The sequence below is a fragment of the Maricaulis sp. genome, assembly GCF_030149425.1.
Classification (GTDB): Bacteria; Pseudomonadota; Alphaproteobacteria; order Caulobacterales; family Maricaulaceae; genus Maricaulis.
In genome coordinates, this window is the sequence record NZ_JASBRQ010000013.1 from 13492 (window position 1) to 39472 (window position 25981).

The 25981-nt window shown below is 61.6% G+C and carries 21 protein-coding genes; 19 read left to right on the forward strand and 2 right to left on the reverse strand.

Annotation, left to right across the window (positions count from 1 at the left end):
* The first annotated feature begins 4 nt into the window (after positions 1-4).
* The 3 genes from Q1V57_RS03020 (at position 5) to Q1V57_RS03030 (ending at position 6204) form a co-directional block, all read left to right on the forward strand.
* Complete coding sequence (locus Q1V57_RS03020) at positions 5-2530, forward strand: TonB-dependent receptor (protein WP_300527485.1); 2526 nt, start codon at positions 5-7, stop codon at positions 2528-2530.
* Positions 2531-2611: 81 nt separating this feature from the next.
* Entirely contained in the window at positions 2612-4609 is a 1998-nt protein-coding gene (locus Q1V57_RS03025; RefSeq protein ID WP_300527486.1) for a tetratricopeptide repeat-containing sulfotransferase family protein, read from the forward strand.
* Positions 4610-4611: 2 nt separating this feature from the next.
* Positions 4612-6204 carry a BCCT family transporter gene (locus Q1V57_RS03030; RefSeq protein WP_300527487.1) on the forward strand — a complete coding sequence of 531 codons (1593 nt, stop codon included), beginning with the start codon at positions 4612-4614 and terminating at the stop codon, positions 6202-6204.
* Between the two features lie 80 nt (positions 6205-6284).
* Here the strand turns inward: Q1V57_RS03030 and Q1V57_RS03035 are convergent, their stop codons facing one another.
* Positions 6285-6653: a VOC family protein gene (locus Q1V57_RS03035; RefSeq protein ID WP_300527489.1), complete on the reverse strand. Its 369-nt coding sequence runs from the start codon at positions 6651-6653 to the stop codon at positions 6285-6287.
* 246 nt (positions 6654-6899) lie between these two features.
* On the opposite strand from Q1V57_RS03035, the gene Q1V57_RS03040 reads away from it, so the two are divergent.
* The 10 genes from Q1V57_RS03040 to Q1V57_RS03085 all read left to right on the forward strand — a co-directional run bounded on the left by Q1V57_RS03040 (position 6900) and on the right by Q1V57_RS03085 (position 16187).
* Positions 6900-7766, forward strand: a complete 867-nt coding sequence (locus Q1V57_RS03040) for a thymidylate synthase (protein WP_300527490.1) — start codon at positions 6900-6902, stop codon at positions 7764-7766.
* Entirely contained in the window at positions 7763-8083 is a 321-nt protein-coding gene (locus Q1V57_RS03045; protein ID WP_300527492.1) for a phosphoribosyl-ATP pyrophosphohydrolase, read from the forward strand. Before Q1V57_RS03040 ends, Q1V57_RS03045 begins: the two co-directional genes overlap by 4 nt.
* Entirely contained in the window at positions 8080-8604 is a 525-nt protein-coding gene (locus Q1V57_RS03050) for a dihydrofolate reductase (RefSeq protein ID WP_300527493.1), read from the forward strand. Before Q1V57_RS03045 ends, Q1V57_RS03050 begins: the two co-directional genes overlap by 4 nt.
* A gap of 121 nt (positions 8605-8725) precedes the next feature.
* Complete coding sequence (hflK, locus tag Q1V57_RS03055) at positions 8726-9862, forward strand: FtsH protease activity modulator HflK (RefSeq protein ID WP_300527495.1); 1137 nt, start codon at positions 8726-8728, stop codon at positions 9860-9862.
* Positions 9862-10740, forward strand: coding sequence for a protease modulator HflC (locus Q1V57_RS03060; protein WP_300527496.1), 879 nt, complete (start codon positions 9862-9864; stop codon positions 10738-10740). Before hflK ends, Q1V57_RS03060 begins: the two co-directional genes overlap by 1 nt.
* Positions 10741-10929: 189 nt before the next feature.
* Positions 10930-12315, forward strand: coding sequence for a Do family serine endopeptidase (locus Q1V57_RS03065; protein ID WP_300527497.1), 1386 nt, complete (start codon positions 10930-10932; stop codon positions 12313-12315).
* 61 nt (positions 12316-12376) lie between these two features.
* The gene (locus Q1V57_RS03070) at positions 12377-13720 is read left to right on the forward strand and encodes a trypsin-like peptidase domain-containing protein (RefSeq protein WP_300527499.1); all 1344 of its coding nucleotides are present in this window, start codon (positions 12377-12379) and stop codon (positions 13718-13720) included.
* A complete protein-coding gene (gene miaA, locus Q1V57_RS03075) occupies positions 13717-14643 on the forward strand; it encodes a tRNA (adenosine(37)-N6)-dimethylallyltransferase MiaA (protein ID WP_300527500.1) in 927 nt (308 codons plus the stop codon). The genes Q1V57_RS03070 and miaA overlap by 4 nt, the downstream gene beginning before the upstream one ends.
* Before the next feature lie 8 nt (positions 14644-14651).
* Positions 14652-15644, forward strand: a complete 993-nt coding sequence (gene ilvC, locus Q1V57_RS03080) for a ketol-acid reductoisomerase (RefSeq protein WP_300527502.1) — start codon at positions 14652-14654, stop codon at positions 15642-15644.
* A gap of 60 nt (positions 15645-15704) precedes the next feature.
* Positions 15705-16187: a hypothetical protein gene (locus Q1V57_RS03085; RefSeq protein ID WP_300527503.1), complete on the forward strand. Its 483-nt coding sequence runs from the start codon at positions 15705-15707 to the stop codon at positions 16185-16187.
* A gap of 119 nt (positions 16188-16306) precedes the next feature.
* Here the strand turns inward: Q1V57_RS03085 and Q1V57_RS03090 are convergent, their stop codons facing one another.
* Complete coding sequence (locus tag Q1V57_RS03090; protein WP_300527505.1) at positions 16307-19096, reverse strand: bifunctional aconitate hydratase 2/2-methylisocitrate dehydratase; 2790 nt, start codon at positions 19094-19096, stop codon at positions 16307-16309.
* Between the two features lie 272 nt (positions 19097-19368).
* On the opposite strand from Q1V57_RS03090, the gene Q1V57_RS03095 reads away from it, so the two are divergent.
* The 6 genes from Q1V57_RS03095 to rodA all read left to right on the forward strand — a co-directional run bounded on the left by Q1V57_RS03095 (position 19369) and on the right by rodA (position 25864).
* Positions 19369-20082, forward strand: coding sequence for a VTT domain-containing protein (locus tag Q1V57_RS03095; RefSeq protein ID WP_300527507.1), 714 nt, complete (start codon positions 19369-19371; stop codon positions 20080-20082).
* A 147-nt stretch (positions 20083-20229) separates the two neighbouring features.
* Positions 20230-21270 carry a rod shape-determining protein gene (locus Q1V57_RS03100; protein ID WP_300527508.1) on the forward strand — a complete coding sequence of 347 codons (1041 nt, stop codon included), beginning with the start codon at positions 20230-20232 and terminating at the stop codon, positions 21268-21270.
* A 102-nt stretch (positions 21271-21372) separates the two neighbouring features.
* Positions 21373-22302: a rod shape-determining protein MreC gene (gene mreC / locus Q1V57_RS03105; RefSeq protein WP_300527509.1), complete on the forward strand. Its 930-nt coding sequence runs from the start codon at positions 21373-21375 to the stop codon at positions 22300-22302.
* Positions 22299-22817: a rod shape-determining protein MreD gene (gene mreD / locus Q1V57_RS03110; RefSeq protein ID WP_300527511.1), complete on the forward strand. Its 519-nt coding sequence runs from the start codon at positions 22299-22301 to the stop codon at positions 22815-22817. Before mreC ends, mreD begins: the two co-directional genes overlap by 4 nt.
* Before the next feature lie 12 nt (positions 22818-22829).
* Positions 22830-24707: a penicillin-binding protein 2 gene (gene mrdA / locus Q1V57_RS03115; protein ID WP_300527512.1), complete on the forward strand. Its 1878-nt coding sequence runs from the start codon at positions 22830-22832 to the stop codon at positions 24705-24707.
* A complete protein-coding gene (gene rodA / locus Q1V57_RS03120; RefSeq protein ID WP_300527513.1) occupies positions 24707-25864 on the forward strand; it encodes a rod shape-determining protein RodA in 1158 nt (385 codons plus the stop codon). Before mrdA ends, rodA begins: the two co-directional genes overlap by 1 nt.
* Positions 25865-25981: the final 117 nt, after the last annotated feature.

Sequence of the window (25981 nt, forward strand, 5' to 3'; positions counted from 1 at the left end):
GGTCATGTTTAAGCAACGCGCACTTTCTACGACGATTCTGTCGGCAATTCTTGTCTCCGCGGCCGGTGCCGGGGCGGCGCTCGCGCAAGAGGGCGGGCTGGAACAGATCACCGTCACCGCCACCAAGCGGGCAGCGAGCGCTCAAAGCATCCCGCTCGCCGTCAACGCAATGCCGGAATCGACGCTTGAAGAGCTGCGCGTGGATGTCTTCACCGATTATCTGCAGCAGCTGCCCGGCGTGACGGCGGGTGGTTCCGGCCCGGGCCAGAGCACGATTTATATTCGCGGTCTGGCCTCGACGACGCCGAACCTGACAACCGCCGGCGTGGCCGGCCTGGCGCCGAACGTCGCTTTTTATCTCGACGAGCAGCCGCTGGCGCAGCCGGGCCGGAATCTGGACGTCTACGCCGCCGACCTGCAGCGGATCGAGGTTCTGCCTGGACCGCAGGGAACGCTTTTTGGCTCCAGCTCCCAGGCGGGCACGGTCCGACTGATCACCAATCGTCCGGTCATGGGCGAATATGGTGGCGGTGTGAATTTCGGCCTTTCCTCGACCGAGGGCGGCGATATGAGCCATAAGTTCGAAGCCGTGCTGAATGTGCCGGTGGCCGAAAATATTGCCCTTCGCGGCGTGCTCTATACCGACACCCAGGGCGGATATATCGACAATGTCGCCGGCACCATCAACGCATCGGAGTCCGCCCGCTTCCGCCCGGCCGGCACCGTCCGCGCCAACGGTGTGCCCGTGAGCGCTGGCCGCGCCGGTTTTCAGGCCGGTTCCGACCTGTCCGGCGTGACCTTCCTGGACGCGGACAACGCCGCCCTGGTTGAGGATGATTTCAACGAGACCAAGTATCAGGGGTTCCGGATCAGCGCTTTGGCGGACCTCAACACCGAGTGGAGCCTGCTGGTCAGCCACACCCAGCAACAGATGGAATCGGAAGGGGTCTTCTTCGAGGATCCGGAGCTCGGTGATCTGGAAATCCAGCGTTATGCCGATGACCTGATCGAGGATGATTTCTCCAATACCAGCTGGACGCTGGAAGGCCGTCTCGGCATGCTCGATGTCGTCTATACCGGCGCCTATACGGACCGGGAGACGACCCAGACCGTCGACTACACCGACTATCTCTTCGTCGGCCAGTACCTGCCTTACTACATCTGTGATGTGGCGGTGACTTATCCGGGGGCGGCGGCACCGTCGGGCACGTGTAATGCGCCGAACCTCTTCGTCGACAGCCGCACCAACACCACGGTGGAGACGCATGAATTCCGCTTCAACACGCCGGAAGACAATCGCTGGCGCCTGACCGCGGGAGCCTTCTACTCCAACCTCGAACTGGCTGAGTTGAACGACTTCACCTATCCCGGTTCGATCCCGCTCAACTTCGCTCCCAACTATCCGCTGACCAATACGGCGGTTACCGGTGCGATCGGCAACGCATCGCCGGGCTATTTCAGCGATGCCGGACCGTTCCCGGAAGGTGTGATCTTCCGCAATGATGTACTGCGGACCGATGAGCAGATGGGTTTCTTCGGTGAGCTGACGTTCGACGTGAGCGATGAATTCTCGGTTACACTCGGTGCCCGTCACTACGATATCGAGGTCGACCTGGAGGGCTCTGCCAACTCCTCATTTGGTAACCTGGGTGCGGCCACCGACGCACAGATCTTCGGAACCAATATCTCGGCCCAGTTCGCGCCGGGCAACACGGTGGGCGCGCCGGACAAGGCCGCGACCGATGGCATGATTTTCAAGCTGACCGGTACCTGGACGCCGCAAGACAATCTGCTCTTCTACGCGACCTATTCCGAGGGCTTCCGTCCTGGCCTGCTCAACCGGCCGGGCGGCGCATCGGGCCCCGGTGGTTACACCGTACCGTACGCGCTCGATACCGATGACGTACAGAATTACGAGTTCGGCTGGAAAACCGACCTGTTCGACAACACGCTGCGTTTCAACGGTTCGGCTTTCTTCGTCGAGATCGAGAACCTGCAGACCACGATTTTCGACCCGTCGATCGTCAATCTCTTCTTCTCTGACAATGCGGCCAATGCCGAAATTCGGGGTGTTGAGGGTGATGTGACATGGGTTCCGGAAACCATGCCGGGCCTCACCGTCTCCGGCGCATTCTCGATCCTGGACACCGAGATCACCGAGGTCCTGACGCCGACCAATGATGTCATTGCCGGGTCTGAACTGGCCTTCGCGCCGGGCTTCCAGGCCAATATCCGGGCCCGCTATGAGTGGGAAATGGAAAACGGCTGGATGGCGCATGTCATGCCGCAGATTGTCCATTCCGATGACAGCGTCAGCGATGTCATCGAGATCAACAAGGCCCGTCTGGACGGTTACACGATGGGGTCCTTCTCTACCGGCGTGACCGAAGACAATTGGCGTGTGGAGCTGTTCATCGACAACATCACCGATGAACGGGCCCAGCTCAGCAATAACTTTGTCTTCGACCGCGAGCGCGTCACCATCGCCCGGCCGCGGACCTGGGGTGTGCGTGTCGGCGTGGACTTCTAAGTCCCGCCCTTCGTAGTCTGATCCATGCAAGGGGAGCGCATTTTGCCATGCGCTTCCCTTCGCATTTTGAACGAGGACAGTGTGGCCGAGCTGCAGGACCCGACAGCGGATATCGTCAAGCAAGCCCAGCGTGCCATGATGGCTGAGCGGTTCGACGAAGCACGCGGCCTGCTCGACCGTGTTCTCGGCCCCGATCCTTCAAATCCGGATGCGCTTTACGCGGCTGCTGTTTGCGCTCGCTATCGCGTGGCCTATGCGGAAGCCGATCAGTATCTGGTCCGCCTCAAGACCGAGCAGCCAGAGTTTGGCCGGGCCTATCAGGAAGAGGGCTATCTGCGTCAGGCCCAGAACCGGCCCGAGGAGGCGCTGACCGCCTTCCGCCTTGCTTGCCGTTTCAATCCGGCTCTGACGTCGAGCTGGCAAGCCCAGGCCGCGTTGCTGCAGTCGCGTGGCGAGCACGCCGAGGCAGCCCAAGCCGAGGCCCAGGCGCAGCGGCTGAAATCGCTTCCCAAAGAGGTAACGGCCGTCAGCCATCTCCTCGCTGAAGGCAAGATCCTCAAAGCCGAGGCCCTGTGCCGCAATTTTCTCAAGGCGCATCCACGCCATGTCGAGGCGATGCGTCTGCTGGCAGAGATCGGCGTTCAGCTCGGCATACTTGACGATGCGGAGTTCCTTTTGGAAAGCGCGCTCGAGTTCGAACCCGGCAATATTCAGGTCCGCCTCGACTACATCCAGGTTTTGCGTAAGCGGCAGAAGTTCGAGCAGGCCTTGCAGCAGGCCCGTCAACTCTATGAGAGCGATCCGGGCAATCCGGTTTTCCGGTCACATTTTGCCATCGAGAACATGCAGACCGGCAATTATGAAACGGCGCTGACCCTGTTCGACGAAATCCTGCAATCCGTGCCCGGGGACCCGCTGGTTCTGACGTCGCGCGGGCATGCGCTCAAGACCATGGGCCGGCAGGAGGACGCAGTAACCTCCTACCGGGACGCCGTGAAGCGGGCGCCGGCTCACGGCGATGCCTGGTACGGTCTGGCCAATCTGAAAACCTATCGCTTCGGCAGCGACGAGATTGCCGCCATGGAGCGTGAGGAGGCAGCGACCGGGCTGCCGCATGCTGACCGTGTTCATCTGTGTTTCGCGCTCGGCAAGGCGCATGAGGATGCTGGTGATTACGATGCTTCTTTCAGCTTCTACGAGCGCGGCAACCGGCTGAAAAAAGCGCAGGCCCGTTATACCGCCGAGCAGATGGCGCAGGAATTTGAAGCCCAGAAAACCCACTGCACGGCCGAGCTGATGCAAAGGCGCTTTGAGGGTGGGCACGCCGCCGCCGATCCGATTTTCATTGTCGGCCTTCCGCGTGCGGGGTCGACCCTGCTGGAGCAGATCCTGGCGTCGCACAGCCAGGTGGACGGAACCCTGGAACTGCCCAACATCCTGTCACTCGCGCATCGCCTTCGTGGCCGCGACAAGCTCTCCGATCGTGAGCGCTACCCGCGTGTTCTTGGTGCGCTGAGTGCGCCGCAGCGGGCCGATCTGGGTGCGGAATATGTCGAGACGACGCGCATTCACCGCGCGGGTGCGGCGTTCTTCACGGACAAGATGCCGAACAATTTCCGGCATATCGGTCTGATCAAGCTGATCCTGCCCAATGCGAAGATTATCGACGCCCGGCGCGAACCGATGGCGTGCTGTTTTTCCGGCTTCAAGCAGCTTTTCGCGGAAGGCCAGGAATTCACCTACGGCCTGCATGAAGTCGGCGCCTATTATCGCGGCTATGTCGATCTCATGCGCCATTGGGATCGCGTCTTGCCCGGCGAGATTCTGCGCGTCCAGTACGAGGACGTCGTCGAGGATCTGGAGCAACAGGTTCGTCGCATTCTCGATTTCTGTGGCCTGCCTTTCGAACAGGCCTGCCTCGACTTCCACAAAACGGATCGCGCCGTGCGCACGGCGAGCTCGGAGCAGGTTCGGCAGCCGATCAACCGCTCCGGTCTGGAGCAATGGCGCCATTTCGATTCACATCTTGAGCCGCTTCGCGAGGCGCTTGGACCGGCACTCACCGGATACAGGGACTGAACATGCCCAGAAAATTCTACAAGACCAATTACGAGGCCGGGCAGGACAATATCTCCCTGTTCGGGCTGGACGTTCACAATCCGGTTTTCTTCATCGCAGCGGTCTGCGTTATCAGTTTTATCGGGCTGACACTGGCCGCGCCGGAACAAGCGTCCGCAGCGCTGTTCAGCCTGCGCGACTGGGTTCTGGCGACCTTCGACTGGCTGTTCGTGTCGAGCGTCAATCTGGTCTTCCTGTTCTGCCTGGTGATCATTGTTTCGCCGATGGGGCGATTACGGATTGGCGGGCGTGACGCCAAGCCGGAATTCTCGACCAAGTCCTGGTTCGCCATGCTGTTTTCAGCGGGTATCGGGATCGGCCTGATGTTCTGGGGCGCGGCGGAACCGCTGGCCTACTACACCAACTGGTTCGGCACGCCGCTCGGCGTCGAGCCCAGAACCGAAGCGGCCCGCGAATTATCGCTGAGCGCGACCATGTTTCACTGGGGCATTAATGCCTGGTCGATCTATGCGGTGATCGGTCTGGCGCTGGCCTACTTCACCTTTTCGAAGGGCTTGCCGCTGACCGTGCGGTCAGCCTTTTACCCTTTGCTGGGGGACCGTATCTGGGGCTGGCCCGGTCACATAATTGACCTGCTGGCTGTCGTGGCCACCTTGTTCGGTCTGGCGACCAGCCTCGGACTCGGTGCGCAACAGGTGGCGAGCGGCCTGAATTTCCTGCTCGGTGTTGATGCCGGGCTCATCGCGCAGATTACCATTATCGGCTTCATCACCTGCATTGCCATCATCTCGGTGGTGCGCGGGCTTGAAGGCGGTGTGAAGCTGCTCTCCAACGTCAATATGGTGATGGCGGCGATCTTCCTGCTCTTCGTTTTCATCGCCGGGCCAACCGCCCTGATTGCCAGCGGTGTGCTCGACAACACGCTCAACTATCTGCGTGATTTTATTCCCTTGTCGAACTGGATCGGCCGTGAGGACACGGAATGGTTCCACGGCTGGACGGTTTTCTACTGGGCCTGGTGGATCTCCTGGTCGCCGTTTGTCGGCATGTTCATCGCCCGTATTTCCAAGGGCCGGACGGTCCGGGAGTTCCTGCTCGCGGTGATTTTCGTGCCGCTTATTGTCACCGTGCTGTGGTTTTCCACTTTCGGAGAGACCGCGCTTTACCAGGCGGAAAACGGCATCGGCGCGCTTCCGGACGGGATCAGCGAGGTCTCGCTCGTCCTGTTCCAGATGCTGGAAAACCTGCCCTGGACCCAGATCGCGTCGGGCATGGCAGTGATCTTGATCCTGATCTTCTTTGTTACCTCGTCCGATAGCGGTTCGCTGGTGATCGATAGCATCACTGCCGGGGGCAAGCTTCACGCCCCGGTGCCGCAGCGCGTGTTCTGGGCGTCGATGGAAGGGCTTGTCGCCGCCATGCTGCTCTATGGCGGCGGCGCTCAAGCGCTGCAGGCGCTACAGGCGGGGGCGATCTCCGCCGGGTTGCCGTTCACCATTGTCCTCTTGGTGTGCTGTCTCAGCCTGTGGAAGGGGCTGCGGTCAGACCTCAAGACGCTCAAGCGGATTGAAAAAGCAGAAGCCGACGGCGATTAGGCCGTCGGCTCCGAAGACTTGGCGGGCGGGTTTTGCGGATGCGCATAACCGCCCCCGCTCAGGCCGGCAGCCCGGGTGCGCTACATCACGAACACATTGCACTTATGCCCGTCCGGGTCGCGGAAATAGCCGGCATAGAAGGAGCCGTCGCCGCGCGGGCCGGCTTCGCCTTCGTCCTTGGCGCCCAGTTCGATGGCGAGTTTGTAGACCTTGTCGACCTGTTCCTTGCTCTCGGCCTGGAAGGCGATCATGACGCCATTGCCGACAGTGGCCGGCTGGCCGTCAAAAGGCTTGGTCAGGCCGATGCCGCACCCACCGCCCGGATTGGCCCAGGCGATGAAATCATCGCTTTCCATGAGGCGGCCAACACCGAATTCGGCGCAGATCTTGTCGTAAAACGCGGCGGCTCTTTCGATGTCATTGGTTCCAAGCGTGACATAGCCCAGCATGTATCTCTCCCTCGTCGAAGTGGGTTATTTGTTCCACAAATGTTCCGATGGCGTCACCATAGCGGTAGGGCGCCGCGGCGCAAGCGGGTTTTGGTGCATATCAACGATACACCGCTCACAAATCCGTGCGTGCAAGAAAGCTGTGAATCAATCGGACCGATCCGGTGCACAGCCTCGAATCGCATGTATGGTGATTGATCGGGCCGGCTTGGACAGCACGCCCCGCGCCAGAGGAGGTCGACGCTCATGTCCCAGATCGCAGCAATTGATACCGATTATACCCGCGCCAATGATGCGAGCCCGGCCGGCTCTTCGGTCGAACGCGCTTATCTCGATCTGCTTCGCGATATTCTGGAGACGGGATCGGACCAGGATGACCGCACGGGGGTGGGCACGCGGTCCGTCTTCGGCCGCCAATTGCGCTGTGACCTGTCGGAAGGCTTTCCGCTTCTGACCACCAAGAAAGTGCATTTCAAGTCGATCGCGATTGAATTGCTGTGGTTCCTGCGCGGCGAGACCAATGTGCGCTGGCTGCAGGAACGCGGCGTATCGATCTGGGATGAATGGGCCGATGAAAATGGCGATCTCGGTCCGGTCTACGGCAAGCAATGGCGCCGCTGGGAAGGCCCGGATGGCACCGAGATTGACCAGCTCGCCAATATTCTCGACCAGATCAGGAACAACCCGTCCTCGCGCCGTCTGATCGTGTCCGGCTGGAACCCGGTTGATGTGCCGAATATGGCGCTGCCGCCCTGCCACACGCTGTATCAGTTCAACATCGCCAACGGAAAACTGTCCTGCCAGCTGTATCAGCGCTCCGCTGACATGTTCCTCGGCGTGCCCTTCAACATTGCCTCCTATGCCTTGCTGACGGCGATGGTGGCGCAGGTCTGCGGGCTCGAGCCGGGGGAGTACATCCATACGTTCGGCGACGCCCACATCTATTCCAACCATCACGACCAGGTGCGTGAACAGCTGGCACGCGCGCCGCGCGCCCTGCCGCGATTGAAGCTTAATCCCGACGCCAAGGATCTGTTTGCCTTCGAATACGAGGACATCTCGCTCGAGGGTTATGACCCGCATCCGCGGATTTCGGCCCCGGTCGCGGTATGAGCCGTCCGCTCGCCGAACTGGCCGAGCAGATCGGGACAGTGTCTGATATCTACGCCCGCAATTACGGGATCGACCGGTCCGGCGACTGGCACCTGCTCAAATTGCAGGAAGAAATGGGCGAGCTGACCCAGGCTTATCTTTCCGCGACCGGTCGCTCGCGTCGGCCGGCCGGAGATGCCGCCCGGGCCGAATTGGCCCGTGAAATGGCCGATACGCTGGGCATGCTGCTCTTGCTGGCACGCAAGGAAGGCATCGACCTCGACGCCGCGGTGGATGAAAAATGGCTCAGCTGGTTGAGCAAAGAGGCCGCCTCGTGACCACGATTGTCCCGAAAATCTCGCTCATTGCCGCGCGCGGGCGCAATAATGTCATCGGAACGGATGGCGATCTGCCCTGGCGTTTGAGCTCCGATCTGAAACTGTTCAAGGCGGTGACCAAGGGCAAGCCGGTGATCATGGGACGCAAGACCTGGGATAGCCTTCCGCGCAAACCGCTTCCGGGCCGGGCGAATATCGTGGTGACGCGGCAGCCTGGCTATCATGCCGAGGGCGCCCAGGTCGTCGGCGATATGGGTGCGGCCTTCGACGAGGCCTTTGTGCGCGCCAATATGGACCAGGTCGACGAGGTCTTCGTAATCGGCGGCGCCCAGATCTATGCGGCAGCCCTGGCGCTGGCCGACCGGCTGTATATCACCGAGGTCGATGCTGAGCCCGCCGGCGAGGCCGTGTTCCCCGCTTTTGACGAAGCAGACTGGTCTGAGATCGGTCGTCAGGACTATGATCCCGGCGAAAATGACGACCACGCCTTTACCTTCCGGGCGCTTGAACGCGCCTCGTAGAGTGTCCACACAGATTTTGGGAGGGGACTGCGTTGCGGCGCGTCCCACATGCTTACCCTTGAACCCGGGCCCGCAAGCGTTCATTTAGAGGCCCGAACAACCAAGAGGAAAAATCCGGCCCATGCCCTGGAATGATAACAGCGGTGGTGGCGGCGGGGGTCCTTGGGGCTCCGGCGGCAACAATAACAACGGACAGAACCCGTGGGGGCAGCGGCCCCAGGGCGGGGGAGGCGGTGGTGGCGAACAGCCGCCTGATCTCGATGAGGTCGTCCGCCAGATGCAGGGCAGCCTGCGCAAATTCTTCGGCGGCAAGGGCGGATCCAACGGATCCGGCTCCGGCGGCAAGGGCGGCGGTGCTTTCGGCATCGGCCTTATTGCCGTTGTCCTGATCGGTGCCTGGTTCGTGACCACCGGTATCTATCAGGTGGCACCGGAACAGAACGGCGTCGTGCTGCGCTTTGGCGAGTACAACCGCACGACCCAACCGGGCCTGCGCTTCAAGCTCCCGACACCGATTGAAACCGTACTCTTGCCGGAAGTCACGACGACCCAGTCGATGACGATTGGCACCGGTCCGGAAGGTCAGATGCTGACCCGGGACGAGAATATCGTCGACATCGATTTCGCCGTGCAGTGGCGGGTCGACACGACCGGCGACAATGTGCGCAACTTCCTGTTCAACATCCGCAATCCGGAAGGCACGGTGCGCGCGGTGGCGGAAAGCGCCATGCGCGAAGTCATTGGTACCTCCGACCTGCAATTCATCATCACTGAAGGCCGTGGCGAGGTGTCCCAGCGCACGCGTGACCTGGTTCAGGCGACGCTCAACGAGTACGAGGCCGGCATCCAGATCCTGCAAATCAACCTGCAGACCGCGCAGCCGCCGGAAAGCGTGATTGCGTCTTTCCGCGATGTCGACGTTGCCGAACAGGATGCAGAGCGGGCACGACTTGAGGCCACAGCGCATGCCAACCGGGTGATCCCCGCGGCCCGCGGTGTCGCCGCCCAGGTGACCCAGGCGGCTCAGGCCTATCGTGACTCAGTGATTGCCCAGGCCCAGGGTGATGCGGACCGTTTCGTCGCCATTTATGACGAGTACGCCCAGGCGCCGGAAGTCACCCGCCGCCGGATGTACCTGGAAACCATGGAGCAAGTCCTCGGCCGTTCCGACCTGCTTGTCCTCGATGGTGATGCGGGCGCGCTGCCCTTCCTGCCGCTCGATCGCCTTGGCGAAAACCGTAATCGTGGAGACAACTGATGATCCGCACACTTATTCTGATTGTCGGTGCCGTCGCGATCTTCGTTGGTCTGCAGAGCGTCTTCACGGTCAATGAACGCGAACAGGCGCTGGTTCTGCAATTCGGTGAACCGGTTCGCGCCGTTAATTCGCCGACCAATCCGGATCCGGGCCTGCACTTCAAGGCGCCGTTCATCAATGACGTCCTGATCTTCGAAAAGCGCAATGTCGAGTTCGACATGCGTCCGGAAGAAATCCAGGCCTCTGACCAGGTCCGCCTCGTTGTTGACGCCTTCTTGCGCTACCGCATCGTTGATCCGCTGCGCTTCTACCAGACGGTCCGTAACGAGGCTGGCGCTGAACTGCGTCTGCGTTCGATCATGGATGACAGTCTGCGTGGCGTTATCGCCTCGATCCCGTCCCAGGACGTGATTTCCGGCCAGCGCGCCGCGCTGATGGAGCGGGTCCAGTCGGCGGTCGAAGTTCAGGTGGCGAACCAGAATCTCGGTATCGAAGTTATCGATGTCCGTATCCTGCGCGCCGACCTGCCGCAGCAGATCGCAGACCGCGTCTTCCAGCGTATGCGTTCTGAGCGTGAGCAGGAAGCGGCCCGTATCCGCGCTGAAGGTGACCAGCAGGCCACCGAGATCCGCGCCGATGCCGACCGTCAGGCAACGATTATCGAGGCCGAAGCCCGTGCTGAAGCGGAACGTATCCGTGGTGAGGGTGACGCCCAGCGGAACGCGATCTACGCCGCGGCGTATAATCGCGACACGGAGTTCTTTGCCTTCTATCGCTCCATGCAGTCGTATGAACTGGCCGTTCAGGAGGGCACGCCCATCGTGATCCCGCCGGACTCCGAGTTCTTCGCTTATTTCAGCGAGCAAGGCGGTCAGTAGACCTCTTCAAAATCCGCAATCAGCCCCGCTCAATCGAGCGGGGCTTTTTGTTTCCGCCTGTCGTGACCGGGGCCTGACAGAAAGGTCATGGCTTTCACCTTGCTGTCAGCGCGGTTGCCGCAGCTATCGAGTTGACGTTATGCCTGTGGTCCATAGTTTTGATTGCAGACCACAAACATCGCTGAGCTCATGCAAAAAATCTTCGCCGTCCTTGTTTTCCTGCTGCTGCCCGCGGCAGTTCATGCGCACCCTGCGCCGGACGGCTTTGCCGATCTTGCCGAGCGTCTCTCTCCGGCCGTCGTCAATATCTCGGCGGCGCAGCGGCTCGATGCCGGTGATGGCCTGCCGGACTTCCCGGAAGGCTCGCCGCTGGAGCGCTTCAACGATATTTTCGGCGACGAACCGCGGATCGCCAATTCTCTGGGTTCCGGTTTCATCATCGATCCCTCCGGCATCGTGGTGACCAATAACCACGTCATCGACGGCGCTGATGAGGTCGAGGTGTCACTCCCCGACGGCCGCACCTTCCCGGCCGATATCATCGGTATTGATGCGGTGACCGATCTTGCCGTGCTGCGCATGCAGACCAGCGAAACCATGCCGTCTGTTGCCTTCGGTGACAGTGATACGGCGCGTGTCGGTGACTGGGTGATTGCGATCGGTAACCCGTTCGGTCTCGGTGGCACGCTGACGGCAGGCGTCGTCTCGGCGCGCGGACGCGATGCCGGCGGCCGCTATGATGATTACATCCAGACCGATGTGGCGATTAATACCGGGAATTCCGGCGGTCCCCTGTTCAACATGGATGGTGATGTGGTCGGCGTGAATACGCTGATCTTCTCGCCGACCGGTGCCAGCGTCGGCATTTCCCTCTCCATCCCGGCCAATATCGCCACCCGTGTGGTCAATCAGCTGATCGAGTATGGCGAGACCCGTCGCGGCTGGCTGGGGGTGCGGGTGCAGGAAGTCACGGCGGAACTGGCCGAGAGCTTTGATCTGGATACGCCTTATGGCGCCATTCTGTCCTTTATCGATCCCGATGGCCCGGCTGCCGATGTCGATCTGCGCCAGGGCGATCTCATTCTCACCTATGGCGGCCGCCGCGTCCGGGACAGCCGGATTTTCTCGCGCCTGGTAGCGGAAACCGAAATCGGTGAAGCGGTCGAGCTGGAGATTATTCGCCGCGATCGCCGCATGACCCGGACCGTCACCATTGGTGAGCTGGATGAGGGGGATGCAGACGAGGACAGCCCGGCTGCGCCGCCGGGGCTGGTCAGCCCGCTGCAGCCGGCCACCAATGAGGTGTACGGCATGACCCTTGGTGAGCTGACGCCGCAAACCCGTCGCCGCTACCGGGTGCATCCCGATGCCGAAGGTGTTCTGGTCACGGATGTGGATGGCACGTCGGACGCGGCCGGAAAGGTGCGGGCCGGTGACGTCATTGAAGAGGTCGAGTTCACGCGCGTGGAGACGATCGAGGATATCCGCGAGATCGTCGCCAATTCCAACGGCGGACCGCTACGCTTCCAGCTCAATCGCGGCGGTCAGTATGTGCTGCAGTCGATCCGTCCCTGACCCCCTTGTCTTGTTGAGCCGCTAGGGGTCAACTGCCCGCCCTGTGCCTGGGGAGGGGTGTATGTATCGGGTTCTGTTTCCGGTTTTGATGTTGATCCTGTCTGTGCCGGTATCGGCGCAGGACTGGACCGGTATCGCCCAGCGCACCATGGACGCATCCGTATCGGTCTATGTTGAAAGCCGGCGTCAGAGCGCCTTTGAGGATATCCCCGCAGACTCGCCGCTGGCCCGTTTCGGCGATTTGCTGGGCGAAGCGGAAAGTGAACCCCGGCTTGGCGAATCCGCCGGGTCGGGATTTCTCATCTCAGCGGATGGCCTGGTCGTCACTAACTACCATGTCATCGACCGCGCGCATCACATTACCGTCGCGCATCAAGGTGTGCATTACCCCGCCCGCCTGGTCGGAGCCGACGCCACCAGCGATCTGGCCGTATTGCGCATCGCCCGCGCCGAGGCTTGGCCATATCTGAGGATCTCGGGAGAGGTGCTGGAAGTCGGCCAGCCGGTTGCCGCCGTTGGTGATGCTTTCGGTCTCGGTCTGGCTTTCAAGGCCGGGCTGGTTGCAGCGCTGGACCGGGAGCTTGCCGGAGCGCGGCCATCCCCGGTGGGCTATATCCAGTCCAGCCTGGCGATAAATCGCGGCGATGCGGGTGGCCCTTTGGTCAATGCAGCGGGAGATGTGGTGGGCATCAACCAGGCGATATTCAGCCAGACCGGTCAGGCCATGGGGGTGTCGTTTCACATTCCGGCTTCAGAACTCAATCGGGTGCTGCCACAATTGATCGAGACCGGGCGGGTGCGGCGCGGTGATCTGGGTGTCGCTGTGCAAGTCACGCCGCCCGAACTGATGAGGGCTTCCGGATTGGGTGGGCAGCGCGGGCTCGTAGTGACCCGCATCTTCTCCGGGTCGGCAGCAGAGCGCGGCGGCCTGCGTGAGGGCGATATCATTCTCGCCGTGGATGGCGAACCCGTCCCGGATACCTCAAGCCTGATGCGCCGGGTTCAGCGTGCCGCGCCGGGACACAGCGCGAGCGTCCGGATCATGCGTGATGATGCCATGATGATGATGGACATCGCACTCGGCGAACGGCCGGCCGAGCCGCTGACCCTTTATCTCGGCACAACGGAGCCCGTCGCCGCTGAGGATTACCCCAACGCGCTTATTGTCAGTGGCCTGGCCCTCGGACAGGGCAGTGAGGGTGTCGTGGTTCTGGCTGGAGCTGATGTCTATCTTGGAGGAGGGCTGGTTGTGCCCCAGCCCGGCGATGTCCTGGTGAGCCTGGATGGCGCGCCAGTCCGGTCGCTTGCCGATGTCGAGCGTCTTTTGCGGTCCTCGCGCCAGAGCCGGGCGGCCGTCTTCACCCGCCAGGGCGACCGTTTTACCGCGACCCTGAGCCCTCAATGAACCGCGTCCTCCTCATCGCCGGTCCGACCGCCGCGGGTAAAACCGCGCTGGCGATCGAGGCCTCGAAACGTATCGATGGGGAGATCATCAATGCGGACTCAATGCAGGTCTATGGCGGGCTCACCCTGATAACAGCGCGCCCGTCTGAGCAGGAGCTGATGCAGGCCAAACATCACCTGTTCGGCACTATTGACCCCGGTGAGCGCTTCTCCGTCGGCCAATGGCTCAGCGCGGCTATGGCTCTGATTGAGGAGGTCGAGGCGCGTGGCAAGACCGCCATTCTGGTTGGCGGAACCGGACTTTACTTCAATGCTCTGACCAAGGGCTTGGCGCCGGTGCCGGACATCACGCCAGCGGCGCGGGCCAGGGCTGAGGCGCTGATCGAAGCACAAGGCCTGGACGGATTGCGCTCCGAGGCACTGCGCCTCGACCCGCAGGGCGCGGCCCGGATCGAGCCGGCTGACCGTCAGCGCCTGCAGCGGATCGTCGAAGTCGGCTATGCAACCGGCGAGGCGCTGTCGCGCTTTCATGCCGAGACCGAGCCTATTCTGTCGGCCGGGCGCTGGACGGGGCTTGTCATCGAACCCGACCGGGAAGCGCTTTACGCCCGTATCAATCTACGCTTCGACAGGATGATGGAGACCGGTGCATTGGATGAGGTGCGCCGGTTCATGGAACGCCAGCTCGACCCGTCACTGCCGGCCATGAAAGCGCTTGGCGTGCCGCCGCTGATCGCGCATTTGCGCGATGAATTGCCGCTGGATGAGGCGATCGATCTCGCCAAGCGGGACAGCCGGCGTTATGCCAAGCGGCAGATGACCTGGTTCCGCAATCAACATGCCGACTGGGGTCGCATCACGTCACTCGAACCGGATCAAAGATCCGCCGAGCTCGATGCCATGCTCGGCGGTTTTAAGGACTGAAGAATTCAATGACCGATGCGCTCTATACCGCCGATATCGATATGAGCCTGCTCAAGACGCTGAAGCTGGGGCTGGTCGGCTACGGCAATCACGGCCGTTCGCATGCGCTTTGTCTGCGCGATAGCGGCGCCGAGGCGATCAGGATTGCCCTGCGTGAGGGGTCGCCGTCGCGGGCCAAGGCGGAAGCGGACGGGTTCGAGGTGGTCAGCCTGGCTGAAGCGGCCGCATGGGCGGATGCGATCGCGCTCCTGGCCGCTGACGAGGCGCATCGCGAGATCTGGACCACGGCGATTGAGCCCAATCGCAAGCCGGGCCAGGCGCTGATCCTGTGTCACGGGTTCTCCATTCATTACGGGCTGATCGACCCGCCGGCTGATGCCGATATCATTCTGGCCGCGGCGAAAGGCCCGGGCGGTGCAGTACGGCAGGAATTTGAAAAAGGTGGCGGCCTGATCGGCTTCTGGGCTGTGCATCAGGACGCTTCGGGCAGCGCCCGGGAGATCGCGCTGGCCTATCTGGCCGGGATCGGCTCGGGCAATGTGGGTATTTTCCCGACCACCTTCCGCGAAGAGACCGTCTCCGATCTGTTCGGCGAGCAGGTGGTTCTGGTCGGCGGCCTCGTGGCTCTGGCCAAGGCGAGCTATCAGCGTCTGGTCGCAGCGGGCGTGAGCGAACGCATGGCCTATATCGATTGTGTGCACGAAATCAAATACCTAGCGGATCTCATCCAGGCCCAGGGTATTGCCGGCATGTATGAAGCCATCTCCGATACCGCCGAGTTCGGGGCGCGCCAGATAGAGGATGATATTGCCGGGCCTGAGCTCAATGCGGCGTTCGACAAGGCGATGGCCGCAATCGAGGATGGTTCCTTCGCACGCAAATGGGTTGAAACCTATGAGGCTGGCCAGGCCATGGTCGAAGACCGGGCCCGCGACAAGACGCTGGACATCGAGGCGGCTGGCGCTGATCTGCGATCAAGGCTTTACGCTGCCTCGAAATAGCCAAACTAGGCGATGCTTATAGAATAGAGTTGATTCCAAAGCCGATTGCGGGGGCACAGCATGGCGTTTAATCCGGTCAAGCAACGAGTCTATGGCGAACCCAAGGAAGTCGTCGCGCGCGTCTTCGAGGAAGCCGGTGGCATTCCCAAGGTCATGGAGCTCCTCGATCTGAGCCGGACCCGTGTCTATGCACTGGCCGATCCGGACTCCACCAACGAGATTTCCTACACCCGTATCTGCACCCTGACCGAAGCCGGTGCCCAGGCAGCAGCGCAGCACCTGGCGGCCCTGGCCGGGGGCATCTTCGTGCCGATCGACAAGGCGGAAGACGCCGACTGGCTTGCCCTTGCCGGGGAGGCCAGTCGCCGCAATGCCCGCAATATCGCCGCCCTGATGGAATCCCTGTCTGAAACCGCCCGCTCACCGGGCGAGGTGGACCAGCAGGAAGCCCGCGATATCCTGAAAATCCTCGATGAACAACTCGGTGTTCTCGCCATGCAGCGCGCCAAGCTCTCCGTCATTGCTGCCGGCGAGGACGAATAGGACCGACGGGCTGTCCCGCTCGCGCACCGGGTGTGTTGTGAGCGCAAGCTGAAAGACGCTGATCACAAAAAAGCCCCCGGCCAGCGCCAGGGGCTTTTTCGTGTCGTGCTCAAACGGGCCTAGTAGTGCACCGAACTCGCAGCGAGGTTTTCGCGCGGCGGACGGAACTCGGTCAGCTTGATACCGTCAACGGCCGCTTTGTATTCCTCCATGGTCGGCGTGCGACCGAGAATGGTGGAGAGAACGACAACTGGCGTTGAGGAGAGTAAGGACTCGCCCTTCTTCTCATCGCTGTCCTCAACGACCCGGCCCTTGAACAGGCGGGTCGAGGTGGCCATCACCGTGTCACCCTTGGCCGCCTTTTCCTGGTTGCCCATGCAGAGGTTACAGCCCGGGCGTTCGAGATAGAGGATATTCTCATACTCGGTCCGCGCCTCATTCTTCGGATCGTCATCATCGAACTCGAAGCCGGCGTATTTCTGCAGCACCTCCCAATCGCCCTCAGCCTTGAGCTCGTCGACAATATTATAGGTCGGAGGAGCGACGACGAGCGGCGCCTTGAATTCGACCTTGTCGCCGGATTTCTCGAGATTCTTGAGCATCTGGGCGATGATCTTCATATCGCCCTTGTGCACCATGCACGAGCCGACAAAGCCGAGATCGACTTTCTTGTCGCCGCCATAGTGCGAGACCGGGCGGATCGTGTCGTGGGTGTAGCGGCGCGAAACGTCGATATTGTTGACGTCCGGATCGGCGATCATCGGTTCGACGATCTCGTCGAGATCAACCACGAATTCGGCGAAATAGTCGGCATTCTGGTCCGGGGCGAGGGCCGGGCGCTCACCGGACCGGATCTCGGCGATGCGCTTGTCGGCGATCTTGATCAGGCCGGCGAGGGTCTGGGCCTCATTGTCCATGCCCTTCTCGATCATGATGCCGATGCGGCTCTTGGCGATCTCCAGCGATTCAATCAGCGTTTCATCGGTGGAGATACAGATCGCCGCCTTGGCTTTCATCTCGGCGGTCCAGTCGGTGAAGGTGAAGACCTGGTCCGCGAGCAGGGTGCCGATATGCACCTCGATGACGCGGCCCTGGAAGACGTTGTCGCCGAACTGCTTGAGCATCTGGGCCTGGGTGGCATGAACCACATCACGGAAATCCATGTGGTCCTTGAGATCGCCCTTGAAGGTGACCTTGACCGATTCCGGGATCGGCATGGTGGCCTCACCGGTCGCCAGAGCCAGGGCGACCGTGCCGGAGTCGGCGCCGAAGGCGACGCCCTTGGACATGCGCGTATGGCTGTCGCCGCCGATAATCACCGACCAATCGTCAACCGTGATGTCGTTGAGCACTTTGTGGATCACGTCCGTCATGGCGTGATACTCGCCTTTCGGGTCGCGCGCCGTGATGAGCCCGAACTTGTTCATGAAGCTCATCAGTTTGGGAATATTGCGCTGGGCCTTGAGGTCCCAGACCGACGCGGTGTGACAGCCGGACTGATAGGCGCCATCAACAGACGGCGAAATCACCGTGGCCGCCATGGCCTCCAGTTCCTGCGAGGTCATCAGGCCGGTCGTGTCCTGCGAGCCGACAATATTGACGCGGACGCGGACGTCCGAGCCGGCATGCAGGGTCGTGCCTTCGGCGACGCCAACCGCGTTACGGTTGAAGATTTTCTCGACGGCGGTCAGGCCCTGGCCCTCATGCGAGATCTCGCGGGACGGGGCGAAGACTTCCGGCGCCTTGATGCCGAGCGTCTGGGCGGCAAAGCTCTGCAGCTTCTTGCCGAAGACCACGGCATAGGAACCGCCCGCCTTGATGAACTCGACCTTTTGCGGCGTCAGAGCATCAGCGATATCAGCCAGCTCCTGTTCGCCCGAAGCGTCGTAGAGCTTTTTGGTCTTGGTATTGATGGTCAACACCGTCCCGGTGTCGATGGAATAGACCTGCTCGAGCACCCAATCTCCGTTTTCGTCCAGCACCGGCTTGCCGTCGCTGTCGAATTTCTTGACCCAGTTTTTCAGATCAATACCGATCCCGCCGGTCACGCCGACCGTGGTCAGGAAGATCGGGGAAATGCCATTGGTACCGCCGACGATCGGCGCGATGTTGATGAAGGGCACATAGGGGCTGGCCTTCTTGCCGGTCCACAGGGCCACATTGTTCACACCTGACATGCGCGAAGAGCCCACGCCCATCGTGCCTTTTTCCGCGACCAGCATGACCTGCTTGTCCGGATGCAGGCCCTTGAGGGCCTCGATTTCTTCCTGGGCTTTCTCCGAGATCAGGCATTTGCCGTGCAGTTCGCGGTCGGAGCGCGAGTGCGCCTGATTGCCCGGCGACAGCAGGTCGGTGGAGACATCACCTTCGGCGGCCACATAGGTGACGACCTGAATGACTTCGTCGATTTCCGGCAGTTCGGTGAAGAACTCGCCATTGGCATAGCTGGTGAGCAGGCTCTTCGCCATGTCATCGCCGCGCTCATAGGCGTCGGCGAGGCGCTGCGTGTCCGACTCATAGAGGAAGACCTGCGATTTCAGAACCTCGGCAGCCTTCGGGCCGATGACGCGGTCCTGGCACAGGGCGAGATCGAGCAGCACATCGACGGACGGCCCGCCCTTCATGTGCGAGAGGAGTTCGAAGGCGAAATCGACGGAGATTTCCTCAACGGTGATTTCACCGGTGATGATCTCACGCAGGAATTCGGCTTTCTGCTCGGCTGCCGGTGTCGTGCCGGGGAGCGTGTTATAGATCAGGAATTCAAGGCACTGGGCGCGGTGCTCGCTGCCGGTATCCTTGATCTGGGCGATGATTTCGGCCGCCAGCTCGGCACCTTCAATCGGCTTGGGATTCAAGCCTTGGGTTTTGCGTGTTTCGATCTCTTGAAGATAGTCAGAATACAAGCTCATGAATGTCCCAGGCGTTTGTGTTTATTGATCATGGTGCGTTGCGGCAATGTGCTTCGCGCCAACCGTATATTGTTCGGGGCAACACATAATTCCCCGTGCCACGACTAGCAAGTTCGACCATGCGCTAGGGTGAGGGGCGATGTGCGGCTGCAGCACCCGGTATTCAGACCCGGCGGCGCATTTACGCTCGCGCCTCACCGCAAATCCGCATTGCAGCTGGCCCGATCCATGCTTACTAAGTTGTAAGTGTGCGAACGGGGATCAGCCGCGCGATGAACCGCATTGTAGATTTCGTCATGCGTATGGACGCCAAGGCCCAACGGGCTGTGTTGGTGTCGCTTGGCCTGTTCGCCGTCCTCGGCGTTGTCTTCGTCGCCGGCAAGCTGGTCTTTGATATCGAGGAAAGCTCGGTCGGCGCCTGGTTTGCCTGGCTCAATACGCAGTGGTTTGCCCTGCCGCTGACCATCGCGATCTTCATCGCACTGTCATTTGTCGGTTTTCCACAATTTGTCCTGATGGGCGCGGCCGTCGTCGCCTTCGGTCCTGTGACCGGATTTATCTACGCCTGGCTCGGTACGCTGACGGCGGCAACAGTGCATTACGGGCTGGGCTATCGCTTCGGTGCCGACATCGTCCGGCGCTATGGCGGGGAGTGGGTCAACCGGATTTCCGACTTTATCGGCCGCAACGGTTTGATGGCGTCGATCATCGTTCGCTTCGTGCCATCCGGTCCCTTCATTGTCGTCAATATGGGCTTTGGTGCAACGCGGACGCCTTACTGGGCTTTCATTATCGGCCTGGCGATCGGGGCGGCCTGCAAAATCGTTATTGTCTCGCTGGGCTGGCAGATCATCCTGGATTTCTTCAATAATCAGAACCCTTTCGTGATCGCGATCCTGGTTCTGGCGATGGCCGGATGGATTGCCTTGATGCTCGTGGCGCGCCGCTGGCTGCGCCGTAATCGCCCGGGCGATGCCGACGCTTAAAAGGCCGCGAAACCGCTTCGCCTCGAATTTGCCCTAATTGATGTGTGCGTTTGCACAATCGCGCCCCTTGCAATATCGGGCGCATCATCGCACAAGAAAAATAGTTGCCCCGCGGCTTTGCCGCCACACTTCACGATATTTGCGCCCATGCTCAACAGCCTCTTCGGTTTGCTTTCTGCGGACATCGCGATCGACCTCGGTACCGCAAACACGCTCGTTTACGTCAAGGGGCGGGGCGTCGTGCTCAATGAGCCCTCGGTCGTCGCCTACAAGGTCGACAAAGGCCGTAAACACGTCCAGGCGGTTGGCGCGGAAGCCAAGCTCATGCTCGGCAAGACGCCCGGCAATGTTGAAGCCATCCGGCCGATGCGTGACGGCGTCATCGCCGACTTCGATGTCGCCGAGGAAATGATCAAGCACTTCATCCAGAAAGTGCATAACCGCCGCGCCATGGTCAGCCCGCAGGTGGTGATCTGCGTGCCGTCCGGAGCGACCGCTGTTGAGCGCCGCGCGATCCATGAATCCGCGCTCGGTGCGGGTGCCCGCAAAGTCTATCTGATCGACGAGCCGATGGCGGCGGCGGTTGGTGCCGGCCTGCCGATCGATGAGCCGACAGGTTCGATGATTGTCGACATTGGCGGCGGTACCACCGAGGTCGCGGTGATGTCGCTCTCGGGCATTGTCTATTCGCGTTCGGTCCGCGTCGGCGGCGACAAGATGGACGAAGCCATCATCAACTATATCCGCCGTTCCGCGAACCTTCTGATCGGTGAGACGTCTGCCGAACGGATCAAGAAGGAAATCGGCTCGGCCATGCCGCCGGTCAAAGGCGAGGGCCTGTCGCTCGACATCAAAGGCAGCGATCTGATGAATGGTCTGCCGCGAGAGATCGCCGTCACCGAAGCCAAGATCGCTGACTCTCTGTCCGAGCCGGTCGAGCAGATCGTTGAAGCGGTGAAACAGGCGCTTGAAGCCACGCCGCCGGAACTCGCGGCCGACATTGTCGACAAGGGTATCGTGCTGACCGGTGGTGGTGCGCTGCTGCGCAATCTCGACACCGAACTGCGTGAGCGTACCGGTCTGCCGGTAAGCTTGGCTGACGAGGCCCTGTCCTGTGTCGTGCTCGGTTGTGGTCGCGCGGTAGAAGATTTGAAAGTTTGGCGGCCCATTCTCTCTGAAGCCGTGTAATCTCCGGCGGGGCGGGGGAGAAGGAGTAAGTCGTTGGCGTCTAGGCGCGCATCACGACACGATGCGGACGGCGGTGTCCGTTTTTCGCGCACGATCTTCATCATGTTGATTGTGATATCGAGCGCGCTGATCATGTTTGACCGCCCGGCGTCGCGTTCCGACGCTTTTGCCTCTTTCCGTGCCGGTTTCACTGATATTGCGTCGCCGCTGCTTGAGCTGGCGGCCCAGCCCATCCGTGCAGTCAAGGGGATCGGTCCGTATTTCCGCCGGCAGGGTGACCTGGCGCGCGAGAACGCCGAACTGCGCCAGCAATTGATTGAAGCGCGCTATTGGGAAGACCTGGCCTACCGCCAGCGCGACCGGATCGAGGTCTATGAGGCCGCGCTCAACGTGCAGACAGCCGCTACTGAGGACCGGATCGGCGCCTGGACCGTCGCGGACCCGCAAGGCCCCTTCGTTCAGGCCCGCCTGATCGGACGCGGATCGGAGAGTGGCATCGCCGACGGCTATCCGGTGATCAATCTTTATGGCCTGGTTGGCCGGGTCTATGAGACTGGCCGCCGTTCAGCGCGCGTGCTTTTGCTGACCGACCTCAACAGCCGCATCCCGGTCATGGTCGATCGCTCGAATACCCGCGCCATCCTGATTGGCGACAATTCCGAATATCCGCGACTGGAATATCTTGGCCGCGATCCGGACATTGAGGAGGGCGACCGCATCGTGTCTTCCGGCGATGACGGGGTCTTGCCGCGGGGGCTGCCGATCGGTCGTGCCGTGCCAACCCGTGAAGGCGGTTGGCGCATTGAATTGTATTCCGACCAGGCCCCGATCGATTTCGTCTGGGTCTGGCCCTATGTGCGCGCCGAGCAGCCGCAAGCCGAGCCCGAGCCGGCGGCTGACCTGGCGGTTAGCGAGGCCGAGGGCGGCAATGCCAATGCGGCTGAGCTTCCTGCGGATGCGCCAGCGCCGGCCAGCGAGGCGGATGAGACCGGCGAAGAGCCCGCCGCTGCCGCTGTGGAGGATGCGCCATGAGAAAGCCCGGCGAACGCAATGCGCCTTACTGGTCGGCGCTGTGGTGTGTCTTCACGGTTATCGCGGCACTCCTGTTTCAGGCCGCTCCGACCCGATTGATCGAGGGCATCACCCTGATGCCGACCTGGCCCTTGATGGTGATCTTCCTGTGGGCCGGGCTGCGTCCCTATTTCATGCCGCCGATTGCGGTCTTCGCCATCGGGCTGACACAGGATCTTCTGACCGGAGCCCCGATGGGCGTTTGGGCGCTGTCCTACCTGGTCTCGATTGCCGTGTTCCGCTTCCGAGGCGAGGACGGCATGCCGCGTGATTTGCCGCCGATCGTCCTGCGTTTTGCCGGCACGCTGGTTCTGGCTCACGCGATCGCTTTTGCGGCGGGCAGTTTCGCGCTGGGTCAGCCGGCCGACTGGCAGCCCTTGATCATCGAGGTGATCGCATCAATTCTGATGTTCCCGATGCTGGCTTTCCTGGTGCTGAGACGGCGTCGGTCCAGAAGTTCGGGTTTTGGGGGGTGATCGCGAGGTATCATGCGCGCTGATCGCCAGGAACAGGAACTGAAGTTTACCCGCCGGGCCTTATTGATGTCCGGGGCGGGCGCGTTGACCTTTTCGGTCCTCGGCGCACGGCTGTATGCGCTGCAGGTGCTCGATACCGAACGGTATCAGACGCTGTCAGACGATAATCAGTTCAACTACCAGCTCACCCCGCCGTCGCGCGGTCGCATTCTTGACCGGTTCGGCCTGCCGGTGGCTGAAAACCGCGACAGTTACCGTATTACGCTGACGCCGGAGCAGGCGGGCGATGTCAACGCCGCCCTCGACCAGCTCAGCGCCTTCATGCCGATTTCTGAAGCCCGTCGAAACCGGGTTCTGCGCACAGCACGCCAGAATGCCAGTTTCCGGCCGGTCACGGTGGCCAATGATCTGGACTGGGAAACCTTTTCGCGGATCAATCTGCACGCCCCGGACATGGCCGGCATCACGCCGGATGTGGAAGAGGTGCGCTCCTATCCCTATGGCGAGGCCTTCGCCCATGTCGTGGGCTATGTGCAAACGCCCAATGATAACGACATCGCCAATGATTATCCCGAGGCGGAACGGCTCTTGCGCCATCCCGGCTTCCGGATTGGCAAGAACGGGGTCGAGATCGCGCGTGAAGACCAGTTGCGAGGTGCCGCCGGCGCCTTGAAGACCGAGGTCGATGCCCGCGGCCGTATTATTCGTGAGTTGCCCGATCAGTCGCTTCCGCCGCAAAGCGGGCTGGATGTGGTCCTGACACTGGACGCCGACATCCAGCGTTACGCATCCGAACGATTGGGTGAGGAAAGCGCCTCGGCCGTCGTCATCGACGTCAATACCGGCGAGCTTATCGCGCTGGTCTCCAACCCGTCATTCGATCCCAATCTCTTCGTTCTGGGGATTTCGACTGCCGATTACGCGCGCTATCGCGATGATGATCACCGCCCGCTGTTTCACAAATCGCTCCAGGGCACCTATCCGCCCGGTTCGACCTTCAAGGGCGTGGTCGCGGCTGCAGCGCTGGAACATGGCGTCGCCGATCCGTCAGAGACGGTGCGCTGTACCGGCTCGACCCGGCTGGGCAATCGCGATTTTCACTGCTGGAGACGTGAAGGCCATGGCCGGGTGGATCTGCACGAGGCGGTGAAAACCTCGTGCGATATCTACTTTTACGAGATCGCCCAGCGCCTCGGCATTGATCGTCTGCACGAGATGGCCCGCCGTTTTGGTATTGGCGAGCAATTCGATATCGGTATTGCCGGTGTCGCCCGGGGGCTGATGCCGGACCCGGCCTGGAAGCGGGCGCGCCGCAATGAGGGTTGGTCGACCGGCGATACCTACAATACCGGCATCGGCCAGGGCTTTACCCTGGCTTCGCCGCTACAGCTCGCGGTGATGACCGCGCGTACCGCCTCCGGCCGCATGGTCGAGCCGACCCTGTTCCGCAATGCGATGATGCCGCCAGCGCCTTATATGGGCCTGCAGGAGCGCACCTTGCAGCTGGTCCGGGATGGTTTGCGCGGCGTTGTCCACGAGCCGGGCGGGACGTCCTACTCGCTTGGCGGTCTGGGTATCGAGGGTGTCCTGATGGCCGGCAAGACCGGGACGGCCCAAGTCTACTCCATTACCGCCGAGGAGCGCGAAGCCGGCGTGCGCGACCAGGAGGATCTGCCCTGGCGGTTGCGGGATCACGGTCTCTTCATGTGCTACGCCCCGGCGGACAATCCCAAATACGCCTGCGTCGTCGTTGTCGAACATGGCGGTGGCTCCAGTGCCGCGACGCGTCCGGCGCGAGACATACTGCGCCGGACCGTGGCGCGTGACCCGTCCAGCCGTCCGGGTGTCTTTGCCAGCCTGGCGCCCAATAACCGGCCCGGAGGCGCCTGATGGCCGTTTTCCGCGAGACCGTGCCGCGCGATCTGCGCGACAAGATGATGGAGCTGAACTGGTCGCTGGTCCTGCTGCTCATCCTGCTCGGGGTCGCCGGCGTGGCCATGCTGTTCTCGATTGCCGGTGCCGACTGGTCGCCCTGGGCCAATCGTCATGCCATGCGTCTGGCCGCAGGCTTCACCGGCATGCTGGTTATCGCCATGTTCCCGCCCCGCTTCTGGATGGGGGTGGCCTATCCGGTTTATTTCGGGGCGCTGGCACTCTTGCTCCTGGTCGAGCTCTTCGGCGTCAATATCAATGGCGCCCAGCGCTGGATCGACCTCGGCCCGATGCGCCTGCAGCCGTCCGAGGTGATGAAGGTTGCCCTGGTCCTGGCCATGGCGCGCTTCTATCACGACCTGCCGACGGAGAAGGTGACGTCGCCGACCGGCCTTCTTGTGCCGCTGATGATGATCGGCGCGCCGGCGGCGCTGATCATCGGTCAGCCGGATCTGGGTACGACTTTGCTGCTCGCTGCGACCGGGGTGATTATCATCTTCATGGCCGGGTTGAGCTGGTGGTTCATCCTTACTGTCTCGGTCATGGGATTGATCGGGGTCATCGGCATCGCGGTCTACGGGCTCGAGAACATCCTCGCCGAATATCAGATGGACCGGGTCAGGGCCTTCCTCAATCCCGATTATGACCCGCTCGGGATCAACTACCACCCCAACCAGGCCGTCATCACCATGGGCTCAGGCGGGATGACCGGGAAGGGCTTCCTGGAAGGGACCCAGTCCAAGCTGGGTTATCTGCCGGAAATGCAGACCGACTATATTTTCACCGCCCTGGGCGAGGAGTTCGGCTTTGTCGGCGGCATTTCCGTGTTGGCGATCAATGCGTTGATCATGGCCCAGGCGGTTGGTGTGGCGATTTCCTGCAAATCCACCTTCCTGCGCCTTTTGACCATGGGGCTGACGGGCACCTATGCGCTCTATGTCTTTATCAACATTGCCATGGTCTCGCGGCTGATGCCGGTGGTCGGCGTGCCGCTGCCATTGATCTCCTATGGCGGCACGGTTGTGCTCTCGGTTCTGGCCGCTTTCGGCCTCATCCTCGGGGCCCATATTCACCGCAATGCAGAGCCGCCCAAGGGCGCCGGACTGTTCGGCTGAGCCATTCCTCTGCTCTGTCAAGCTTGACCGGGCATGACGCATGGGGAAGTGTGCGCGGCGATTAGTCACAAGGGACGGCGATGTTGGGGTGCCGTCCGAGGGGAGAGTAATATGGCG